This window comes from Curtobacterium sp. MCBA15_009, from assembly GCF_001864895.1.
Taxonomy (GTDB): Bacteria; Actinomycetota; Actinomycetes; order Actinomycetales; family Microbacteriaceae; genus Curtobacterium.
In genome coordinates this window covers 39684-50849 of the sequence record NZ_MJGO01000003.1, presented here as the reverse complement: position 1 = coordinate 50849, position 11166 = coordinate 39684, and the positions used below count along the sequence as shown (strand labels likewise).

At 73.2% G+C, this 11166-nt stretch carries 8 protein-coding genes; all 8 read left to right on the top strand.

All coding sequences use genetic code 11. The annotated features are described in order from the left end of the window. Window positions 1-300 precede the first annotated feature (300 nt). The 8 genes from BIU97_RS02060 (at window position 301) to BIU97_RS02025 (ending at window position 11130) form a co-directional block, all read left to right on the top strand. Complete coding sequence (locus BIU97_RS02060) at window positions 301-1086, top strand: pseudouridine synthase (RefSeq protein ID WP_254782838.1); 786 nt, start codon at window positions 301-303, stop codon at window positions 1084-1086. A 34-nt stretch (window positions 1087-1120) separates the two neighbouring features. Further along, window positions 1121-2233: a prephenate dehydrogenase gene (locus BIU97_RS02055; RefSeq protein WP_071296950.1), complete on the top strand. Its 1113-nt coding sequence runs from the start codon at window positions 1121-1123 to the stop codon at window positions 2231-2233. 182 nt (window positions 2234-2415) lie between these two features. Then, window positions 2416-3111, top strand: a complete 696-nt coding sequence (cmk, locus tag BIU97_RS02050) for a (d)CMP kinase (RefSeq protein WP_441294385.1) — start codon at window positions 2416-2418, stop codon at window positions 3109-3111. Between the two features lie 194 nt (window positions 3112-3305). Beyond that, a complete protein-coding gene (gene der, locus BIU97_RS02045; RefSeq protein WP_071296949.1) occupies window positions 3306-4826 on the top strand; it encodes a ribosome biogenesis GTPase Der in 1521 nt (506 codons plus the stop codon). A 159-nt stretch (window positions 4827-4985) separates the two neighbouring features. Further along, entirely contained in the window at window positions 4986-5621 is a 636-nt protein-coding gene (locus BIU97_RS02040) for a hypothetical protein (RefSeq protein ID WP_139195863.1), read from the top strand. Between the two features lie 39 nt (window positions 5622-5660). Beyond that, on the top strand, window positions 5661-6182 hold the full coding sequence (locus BIU97_RS02035) for a hypothetical protein (protein ID WP_071296947.1): 522 nt from the start codon (window positions 5661-5663) through the stop codon (window positions 6180-6182). A gap of 78 nt (window positions 6183-6260) precedes the next feature. Continuing rightward, window positions 6261-10730, top strand: coding sequence for an FtsK/SpoIIIE domain-containing protein (locus BIU97_RS02030; protein ID WP_071296946.1), 4470 nt, complete (start codon window positions 6261-6263; stop codon window positions 10728-10730). Window positions 10731-10833: 103 nt separating this feature from the next. Continuing rightward, on the top strand, window positions 10834-11130 hold the full coding sequence (locus BIU97_RS02025) for a WXG100 family type VII secretion target (RefSeq protein WP_071296945.1): 297 nt from the start codon (window positions 10834-10836) through the stop codon (window positions 11128-11130). The last annotated feature ends 36 nt before the right edge of the window (window positions 11131-11166 follow it).

The window sequence follows — 11166 nt, the reverse complement described above, 5'->3', positions numbered from 1 at the left end:
GACGACCGCGGCCGTGACGACCGCCGTGACGACCGCGGCCGTGACGACCGCCGCGGGCCCGACGGGCAGCAGAGCCGCGTCTGGCACAACGGCCGTCGCTACGTCGGCGGCACCACGAGCGTGCGCAACAGCGACCGCCCCGGCGCCGCCCGCACCACGCCGAAGCCGAGCGGGGAGCGCGACGGCCACGGCGCGCCGCTCGAGGGCACGCCCGAGCGGCCGATCATCCCGGACTGGGACGCGGCGGACGGGACGGCGTCCGGCGGGGCCGAGCCGGGCCTCCAGGCCGAGGGGGAGCGCCTGCAGAAGGTGATCGCCGCTGCGGGCGTGGCATCCCGACGCGTCGCGGAGAACCTGATCGTCGAGGGCCGCGTGACGGTCAACGGGCAGGTGGTGGACGCCCTCGGGCGTCGCGTCGACCCCGCGACCGACGCGATCGCCGTCGACGGCGTGCCGGTGCAGATCGACTCCTCGCGGCGGTACATCGTGCTCAACAAGCCGACCGGCGTCGTCTCGAGCCTGCAGGACGAGCGCGGCCGCCGCGACCTGACCGAGTTCGTCGACCGCTACGAGGAACGGCTGTTCAACGTCGGTCGCCTCGACGCCGAGACCTCGGGGCTGCTCGTCCTGACGAACGACGGCGACCTGGCCCACGTGCTCGCGCACCCGTCCTTCGGGGTGCAGAAGACCTACATCGCGAAGGTGCACGGCAACGTGAACCCGGCCGTCGTGCAGCGACTGCTCGAGGGCGTGGAACTCGAGGACGGCCCGATCAAGGCCGACCGGGTGAAGTTGCTCGAGTCCTCGCGGGGAGAGTCGCTCGTCGAGATCACCCTGCACTCGGGCCGCAACCGGATCGTCCGTCGCATGCTCGAGGCCGTCGACCACCCGGTGCTCGAACTCGTCCGGCGGTCGTTCGGGCCGCTGCACCTCGGCAGCCTGCCGCCGGGCAAGATGCGCGAGCTCGGCACGGTCGAGGTGGGCAAGCTGCTCGCCACGGTCCGCGACGCGAAGCCGACGGGCCGGGACGACCGCGACGTCGCGCTGGACGACGACGACGAGGACGACGACGAGTCGGCGGACTGACGGGGACGGACACCGCGATCGGTAGGCTTGCCCGGTGACCGACCTGACGCCGCACGACACGGACCGCCGCCTGCGGGGTCCGGTGCGCGTCGTCGGCGCCGGGCTGCTCGGCGCCTCGATCGGCCTCGCGCTGCGCGAGAAGGGGGTGGACGTCGTCCTCGACGACGTGTCGCCCGCCGCGCTGGCGCTCGCCGTGGACTACGGAGCCGGTCGTCGGCCGGCGGTCGGGGACGCCCCGGAGCTCGTCGTCGTGGCCGTGCCGCCGGACGTCGTGGCGACGGTCGTCGCCCGCGAACTCGCGGACCACCCGGACGCGATCGTGACGGACGTCGCGAGCGTGAAGGCCGGTCCGCTGGCGGAGCTCGTCGCCGCGGGTGCGGACGTCAGCCGCTACATCGGGTCCCACCCGATGGCGGGGCGTGAGCGCAGCGGCCCGACGGCGGCGCGCGCCGACCTGTTCGTCGGTCGCCCGTGGGTGATCGCGGGGCACGACGGCATCACCTACCAGCGCGCCGCGGTGGTCGAGGACCTGGCGCTCGACGTCGGCGCGACCGTCGTGCCGATGGAGCCGGCGGCGCACGACCTCGCCGTCGCCTACGTCTCGCACGTGCCGCAGATCGTGTCGACGCTGATGGCCTCGCGGCTGCGCGACGCCCCGGACGGCGCCCTCGGCCTGGCCGGCGGCGGCGTGCGCGACGTGACCCGGGTGGCCGCGAGTGACCCCGGGCTGTGGGTGCAGATCATCGGTGCCAACGCGGCGAACGTCCGGCACGTGCTGGCGGACCTGCGTGACGAACTGACCGGGCTGCTCGGCGCACTCGACGACCCCGCTGCGGCCGGTGCCCCGCGCACCCTCGCCGAGGCGATCGCCGCGGGCAACCGCGGCGTCGAACGGCTGCCGGGCAAGCACGGCACCACCAAGCGCTTCGCCCAGGTCGTCGTCCTGGTGGACGACACACCGGGGCAGATCGCCGCGCTCCTGACGTTCATCGGGGAGATCGGCATCAACCTCGAGGACATGCGCCTCGAGCACTCACCGGGCGCACCGATCGGCATCGTCGAGGTGTCGGTCGTCCCCGAGCAGGAACAACGACTCGTCGAGCAGCTCGAGGGTCGCGGATGGAGGATCGCAGCAGCATGGGCATGATCGACGACGTGGACGCAGCGACGAACGAACCCGGCGCGACCGGCGGACCCGACGGGCCCGACACCGGCCTGCCCACCCCGACGCCCGGCGACGGTGCGCGCGGCGGCGCCGAGGGCGGCCCGCTCGGCGGCCCGGCCGGCCTGGGCGAGCCCGGCGGCGAACCGGGTTCGACGACTGCTCCGGTGCCGTCCGGCCTCGCCGACGGGGCCTACGTGGCGAAGACCGTCATCGCGGTCGACGGTCCGGCCGGCAGCGGCAAGTCGAGCGTGTCCCGCGCGGCGGCGCGCGTGCTGGGCTTCGGCTACCAGGACACCGGAGCCGCGTACCGGGCACTCGCGTGGCACGCCCTGCAGCAGCGGGTCGACCTCGACGACCCGGCGGCGGTCCTGGCGAGCTGGGACACCTTCGACTACGCGATCGGCACCGACCCCGACGACTACTTCGTGAAGGTGGGGGAGACCGACGTCACCGAGGCCATCCGCACCCCCGACGTCACCGGCGCGGTCGCCCACATCGCGAAGCTGCCCGACGTCCGGCACCGCCTCGTGCAGCTGTTCCGCACCGTGATGCGGAAGACCGACGCCCCGGGGATCATCACCGAGGGCCGGGACATCACCACGGTCGTCGCCCCCGACGCCGAGGTCCGGATCCTGCTCACCGCAGACGAGTCCGTTAGGATGGCCCGACGATCGGCAGAGGTCACGACCCAGTCGGCCGCCGAGACCTCCGCAGCGCTCGCTCGTCGTGACGCGGCGGACGCGAAGGTCGTCGACTTCATGAACGCCGCGGACGGCGTCACGACGCTCGACTCCACCGACCTCGACTTCGACCAGACCGTGCAGGCGGTCGTCGACCTGGCCCGCGCGGCCACGCACTGACGCGGACCGGACGGCCTCGGCCGGCCGGTCACGCACCGACGCAGGACCGGACGGCCTCGGCCAGCCGGTCACCGCACCGCACTGACGCACGACCGGACGGCCTCGGCCAGCCGGTCACCCACGGCCGGACCCCCGGCCCCGGCCGGCAACGGCCACCGACACCGCGGCCCCGGCCGCTCGCGAGGAAAACCACCATGGCCCAGCTGGACAACCCGGACAACGACGACTTCCCCGAGTACGACGACGCCCTCGGCGCGCGCCTCGCCGGACTCGACGAGGCAGAGGCCGAGCAGCGCGCCACGGCACTCCGCGCCGGACTCGAGGAGTACGACCTCGAGGACGAGGACCTCGCCCTGCTCGAAGCCGGTCAGATCGGCGAGGACGGCGTCCACTACCTGCCGGCCTACCCGGTGCTCGCCATCGTCGGCCGCCCGAACGTCGGCAAGTCCGCGCTCGTGAACCGCATCCTCGGCCGCCGCGAGGCCGTCGTGCAGGACGTCCCCGGCGTCACGCGCGACCGGGTCAGCTACAAGGCCGAGTGGAACGACAAGCGATTCACGCTCGTCGACACCGGCGGCTGGGAACCCGACGCCCAGGGCATCAACGCCTCGGTCGCCGCGCAGGCCGAGGTCGCCATCGACCTCGCCGACGCCGTGCTCTTCGTCGTCGACGTCACGGTCGGCATCACCGCCACCGACGAGCACGTCGTGAAGATGCTCCGCGGCACCGACCGTCCGGTCATCGTCGTCGCGAACAAGTCCGACGACGACCGCCGCGACCTCGACGCCTACGAGCTGTGGAACCTCGGCCTCGGCGAGCCGCACCCGGTGTCGGCACTGCACGGCCGCGGCGTCGCGGACCTGCTCGACCTCATCATCGCGACGCTGCCGGACACCTCGGCCGTCGCGAAGCAGGAGGTCGGTGGCCCCCGTCGCGTGGCCATCCTCGGCCGTCCGAACGTCGGCAAGAGCTCGCTGCTCAACAAGGCCGCCGGCGAGGAGCGCGTCGTCGTGAACGACCTCGCGGGCACCACCCGCGACCCGGTCGACGAGCAGATCGAGCTCGGTGGCAAGGTCTGGCGCTTCGTCGACACCGCCGGCATCCGCAAGCGCGTGCACCTGCAGCAGGGCGCCGACTTCTACGCGTCGCTCCGCACCACGGCCGCACTCGAGAAGGCCGAGGTCGCCGTCGTCGTCCTCGACGTCACCGAGCCCGTCTCCGTGCAGGACCTGCGGATCATCGACCTCGTCCTCGAGTCGGGCCGCGCGCTCGTCCTGGCCTACAACAAGTGGGACCTGCTCGACGACGAGCGCCGCCGCTACCTGGAGCGCGAGATCGAGCAGGACCTGGCGCACGTCGCCTGGGCGCCGCGCGTGAACATCTCGGCCCGCACCGGCCGCCACCTCGAGAAGCTCGTGCCCGCGCTCGAGACCGCCCTCGACTCGTGGGACACCCGCATCCCGACCGGCAAGGTCAACGCGTTCATCGCCGAGCTCGTGCAGGAGCACCCGCACCCCGTCCGCGGTGGCAAGCAGCCGCGCATCCTGTTCGGGACGCAGGCGTCGAGCCAGCCGCCGACGTTCGTGCTGTTCACGTCGGCCTTCCTCGACCCGCAGTACCGCCGGTTCATCACCCGCCGGCTCCGCGAGGTCTGGGGCTTCTCCGGCACGCCGATCAACGTCAACATGCGAGTGCGCGAGCGCCGGAAGCGCTGACCCGCACAGTCCGCCCAGAACGCGCCCCGGATCCCCGGGGCGCGTTCTGCGTCGCGGTGCTCCCGTCCGTCGGTGCTCCCGTCCGTCGTGCTCCCGTCCGTCGGTGTCGACCGGGAGGCCCGGTGCGGCTCCGCCCCGTCGGTGCGGCACCATGGGAACGTGCGCATCGAGCGGTGGGGGACAGGGCGACGTCGGTTCGCGACGGGTGGCGTCGTGGCAGCGGTCGCGGTCGCGGTCGTCGGCGCGGTGGCGCTCTGGTCGGGCGCTCGGTCCGACGACCAGGAACCCGTCGCCCGCGTCGACACGGTCGACCACGGGACGGCACGGGTCCCGGCCGAGGGCCTCGTGCCGTCGAACGGCCTCGGGGACACCGTGCCGGACTCCGGGGAACAGGCGCGTCCGGTCGACACGTCGCCGGTCGAGCCGTGGTGGCTCCGGGTGCCCCCGGTCGCCGGCGAGGTCGTCGGCGTGGGCGGAGCGGCCAGCGGACACGTCCGCATCGCCCGGCTCGGCGGCGAGGACGCGATCGAGGTCCACGTCGACGGCCTGCGCACCCGGGCCCGGAGCGGCGTCTCGGTCGTCCTGGCAGCGGGGACGGTGCCCGCCGACGGCGACCCCCGGACGGAGATCCCGGGCACGTCCGTCGAACTGGCGCAGTTCCAGGCCTCGGAGCGTGAACTGTCGATCACGGTGGGCGACCCGTGGAGCCTGCCCGAGGAGGTCCGCTCGCTCGTCCTCACCGACACCGCCACCGGCGAGGTCGTCGGCAGCGCGACCCTCGTGCCGGTCGGCTGAGCGCACCGGGGACACCGCCGGGTACGGCACCATGGACTCGTGACCCAGCAGAACGACGGCCTCGGTGCCCGCGCCGATCGTCTCTGGTGCCGTCTGCGGCTCGACCGTCTGGCCGGCGGCCGGCAGGGCGGCTACGTCGTCCGTGAGGACATGCTCGACCACCCGGACACCGTGCGGTCCTTCCGGTGGATCCGGTGGCTGCTCGTCGCCGAGACCATCGTCGGGGTCGCCGCCGTGGTGATCGCCGTGCTGCTCACGCACGCCGGGCAGTCGGTGCCGTGGGCGGTCTGGTTCCGCGCCACCGTCGTCCTGCTCATCACCCTGACGCTCTACGTCTTCGCCTGGCGCGCCCAGCTCGGCTACTACTGGGCGTACCAGCGCATGCGGTTGTTCAGCCGGGTCTTCCCGATCGTGACGCTCGTCGTCGCCGCGATCCCCGGGCTGTACCCGTTCTGGATGGTCATCGAGCAGATCGTGTTCTCCCTGCTCATGGTCGGCATCGGCGACGTGCTCACGTCGGACCACATGCGCACCGCGTTCCCCAAGCCCGCGCGGCAGTAGCGCGCTCGTCCCCAGGCGCCGCACCGCGGGCACCCGCGTCGTCGGGCAGCGCTACGATCGAGGCCACGGGGGTGGACTGTGAAACTCAAGGTGACCATCGCGGACGCGGGGACCGAGCGGGACGTCGTCGTCACCGCGGACGTCACGGCGACGATCGGCAGCGTCGCGGAACGGCTGGTCGGTGGCCAGGGCGTGCAGACGGGCGTGCCGCTGACCCTGCGGGTCTGGCTGCCCGACCGCCCGCAGGCACGACTGCTCAACCCGTCGGCGAGCGTGCACGAGTCCTCGCTCCGCTCCGGGTGCCGGGTGCAGGTCGTCCCCGCCACCGACCGCCGCCGCGGCGACGACGTCGAGGACGCCCCCGCCGCCGTCGTGCAGGTGCTCTCCGGGCCCGAGGCGGGCAACGAGTACACGCTGTCCCAGGGCGTCAACCTGATCGGGCGGGACGCGATGGCCCAGGTCTACCTGGCCGACGACGACCAGGTGTCGCGCCGGCACGCCTCGGTGACGGTGGGCGAGACGATCGAGGTCGTGGACCTGAACTCCGCGAACGGCGTCGCCGTCGACGGCCGGCTGATCGCGCGTTCCTTCGTCGGGCCGGACGCCGTCGTCCAGGTCGGCGGCTCCACCCTGCGGATCCTCCCGCTGTCCACGTCACCCCTGCCGGTCGCGCCGGGTGCGGCCGGGGCGGACCACACCGAGTTCTCCCGTTCGCCGCGCGTCGACCCCGCGCACCGCGGCAAGGACTTCACCCTGCCGGAGATCCCGGTGCCCGGCGAGAAGCCGCGGCTGCCCGTCATCGCGATCCTCGCGCCGATCATCCTCGGCGGCGTGCTCTTCCTCGTCACGAAGCAGCCGTACACGCTCATCTTCATCGCGCTGTCCCCGATCATCATGATCGGCACCTGGATCGACCAGCGCGTGCAGAACCGACGGCGCAAGCGCGACGAACGGCAGCGGTTCGAGGAGTCTCTCGAGGACACCGGTGCCCGGCTCGCCGCCGCCCGCGCGCAGGAGGTCGAGGCGCGCGTGGCGGAGTCACCGGCACCCTCGGTCGTCACCGCCGCCATGCGCGACCGCTCCGAGCTGCTCTGGACCCGCAAGCCCGAGCACACGACCTTCCTCGAGGTGCGCTTCGGCGCGGGGGAGCAGCCGTCCCGCTCCACCGTGGTGATGCCGTCGAAGAACTCCGGCAGCGTCGACGACTGGAACCGGGCCGAGGCGCTCGCCGACGAGTACGCGACCGTTGGACCCGTCCCCGTCGTCGAGACCTTCGAGCGTGCCGGGGCCATCGGCGTCGCCGGCACCGGTCTGGTCGCCGACGACGTCGCCCGGTCGCTCGTGGTCCAGCTCGTCGGCCTGCACAGCCCGGCCGACCTCGTCGTCACCGCCTTCGCCGGCGGCACCACGACCGACCAGTGGGCGTGGCTGAAGTGGCTGCCCCACGTGGACTCGCCCTACAGCCCGCTGCGCTCCGCCGGGCTGGTCCGCGACTTCGCGGGCGCGTCGACCCTGCTCGCCGAACTCGAGGGCCTCGTCGCCACCCGTCGCGCCGCCGGCGTCGGTCGCGGCGAGCACGTGCGGTCGCGCATCGACGAGAGCCGTGCGCTCGACGAGGAGCACGGCGAGTCCGTCGACCGCCTGCCGGCGACCCCGGCCGTCGTCGTCCTCGTCACGGCCGAGGCCCCGGCGGACCGCGCGCGCCTCGTCGCCCTGGCGGAAGAGGGCCCCGACTACGGCGTCCACCTGCTGTGGTTGGCCTCGACCCTCAGCGCGCTGCCCGTGGTCTGCCGCACGTACGTCTCCCTCGACCGCGCCTCGGGCACGGCGACCGTCGGCTTCGTCCGCTCCGGGCAGTCCGTCGTGCTCGACGAGCTCGACCGAGTCGACAGCATCGAGGCCGCCACCGTCGCACGGTCGATCGCGCCGGTGCAGGACTCGGGTGCCCGGGTGCTCGACGAGACCGACCTGCCGCACAGCGTCGCCTTCGTCGACCTGTACGAGGGCGACGTCGCCGGCGACGCCGGAGCAGTCGTCAGCCGGTGGGCGAAGAACGACAGCCTGACGGCCGACTGGGTCCCCGGTGCCGGTCGCGAGTCGGGCGGCATCCGCGCCGTCGTCGGGCAGGGACCGAGCGAACCGCTCGCCCTCGACCTGCGCGCCCACGGCCCGCACGCGCTCGTCGGCGGCACCACCGGTTCGGGCAAGAGCGAGTTCCTGCAGACCTGGATCATGGGCATGGCGGCGGAGTACTCGCCGGACCGCGTCACGTTCCTGCTCGTCGACTACAAGGGCGGCGCCGCCTTCGCGGAGTGCGTCGGGCTGCCGCACACCGTCGGCCTCGTCACCGACCTCAACCAGCACCTGGTCCGCCGGGCGCTGACCTCGCTCCGCGCCGAGCTCCGGTACCGCGAGCACCTGCTCAACGAGCGCGGTGCGAAGGACCTCGTGACGCTCGAGCAGCGCGGCGACCAGGCGGCTCCGCCCGCGCTCGTCATCGTCATCGACGAGTTCGCGGCGCTCGCGTCCGAGATCCCGGAGTTCATCGACGGGGTCATCGACGTCGCCCAGCGCGGACGCTCCCTCGGGCTGCACCTGGTCATGGCGACGCAGCGGCCGAGCGGCGTCATCAAGGACTCCCTGCGGGCGAACACCAACCTGCGCATCGCGCTCCGCGTGGCCGACCCCGTCGACAGCGAGGACGTCCTCGGGGTGTCCGACGCCGCCTTCTTCGACCCGGGCACCCCGGGCCGAGCCGCGGCGAAGATCGGCCCCGGGCGGGTGCTCGACTTCCAGACCGCCTACCTGGGCGGCAGGTCCGACGACGTCGTGCACGAACCCGACGTCGAGGTGCAGGAGTTCCCGTTCGGCCCCGGCACGGTGTGGCCGAGCGCGCCGCGCGCCCCGCGCGACTCGAAGCGCGCGAAGGACATCGAACGGCTCGCCGCCACGATCACCCGGGCTGCCGACGACCGGGCGCTCGCCGTGCCCCGCAAGCCGTGGCTCGACCAGCTGCCGGACACGATCGACCTCGGGGCGCTGCCCGCGTCGACCGGTTCGACGCTCGTCGTCGGCACCGTCGACGTCCCGGAGTCGCAGCAGCAGACGCCCTTCGGCATCGACCTCGACCTGATCGGCAACCTGGCGGTGCTCGGGGCCGGTGGCGCGGGCAAGTCGGCTGCGCTGCGGGCGGTCGCCGTCGCAGCCTCGGCCGTGGCCGACCGCTTCCCCGTGCAGATCACCGGGCTCGACTTCGGCGGCGGCGGCCTCAGCATGCTCGAGGCCCTGCCCACGGTGGGGACCGTCATCAGCGGGCCGGACGACGAACGCATCACGCGCCTCCTGGCCGACCTCGAGGCGACCGTCTCGGACCGTTCCGCGCGCTTCGCGGCCGCGCGCGCCGCGAACATCAGCGAGTACCGGGCGGTCACCGGCGTCGCGGAGCCGCGCATCCTGGTGCTCGTCGACGGCATGGGCGCGTTCCGCAACGAGTACGAGTTCCGCCCCGGATCGCAGCAGGTCTTCGACCAGGTCGTCGCCGTCGCCGCCACCGGGCGTGCGCTCGGCGTGCACCTGGTGATGTCCGCCGACCGGATGGGGGCGTTCCCCTCGAACCTGCAGGCCGCCATCGGCGAGCGGATCGTCCTCCGCCTGGCGAGCGAACTCGAGTACATCGCGGCGGACGTCCCCGCCGACGTGCTCGAGGACGCCGTCGCCGGCCGGGGGCTCGTCGACGACCACGAGGTCCAGCTCGCCGTGCCCGCCGGCAGCGCGGACCTGGTCGTGCAGGACGCCGCCGTGTCGTCGCTCGCCACCGCACTCGTCGCCCGCGGCGTCGCCGTCGCGCCGCCGATCCGTCGCCTGCCCGCCGTCGTGGACCAGGCGTCCCTGCCGGCGTCGGTCGGCGGTCGGCCGACCATCGGCCTGGCAGACGACACCCTCGCGCCCATCGGCATCCCGGGCGACGGCCTGTTCGTCGTGACCGGCCCCTTCGGATCCGGGCGTTCCACGACCATGCAGACCCTCATCCGGTCGGTCCGCCAGACCTGGCCCGAGCGACCTGCGCACCTCATCGTCGGACGCCGGTCGGTCCTGCGGGACGCCACGGCCTGGGCGTCGGCATCCACCGACGGATCCTCGGCCGAGACCCTGGCGTCGGAGCTCGCGACGCGGCTCGAGAGCGCCACGCCCTTCGACGACGCCGAACCGATCATCGTCATCGAGAACGTCGGGGACTTCGAAGGGCTGCCCGCCGAGGGCCAGGTGGCGCGGCTCATCAAGGCCGCGCGTCGCGCCGGCGTCTTCGTGCTCGCCGAGGCGGACACCGTGACGGCACCGAGCGCGTGGCAGCTCTTCGGCGAGCTGAAGACCGCGCGCGCCGGCATCGCCCTGCAACCCGAGGAGACCGACGGACTGACGCTGTTCCGCACCGCGTTCCCGCGGGTGACCCGCTCGGACTTCCCGGTCGGTCGAGGGATCATGGTGGACTCGGGGCGGATCACCCGGGTACAAGTCGCTCACACAGTCGAAGCGAAGGTGACCCGCTAACAGGGGGTAGACATCTCACGCGCGAGGTTTTATCACGTGGTGGTACGGTGGGCGTAGTCGCCGGAGGGGCTGGCGACACCGACCACCGTGAAGGGGTGCAACCGTGGCGAACATCAACGTCTCGTACCAGGAGCTCAACAGCAACGCCGACCGGCTCGTCGCCGGCCGTGACGAGATCAACGCGACCCTGTACAAGCTGCAGGCGCAGATCGCCTCGCTGACCCAGGCGGGGTTCCAGACGGACCGCTCCTCGGGTGCGTACAACGAGGCCTACCAGCGCTTCACCACCGGCGCGCAGAACACCATCGGCGGGCTGAACGACCTGGCGCAGTTCCTGCGCACCACCGCCCACACGCTGGGCGACGTCGACCAGCAGCTCGCGTCGAAGCTCGGTCGCTGAGCGGAGAGATCTGACATCGGGAGGCCGATGCCGCAG

Excerpts from the sequence above, each read along its gene's own strand:
- der (WP_071296949.1), top strand. The coding sequence starts at position 3,306 with ATGGCCCAGCTGGACAACCCGGACAACGACGACTTCCCCGAGTACGAC.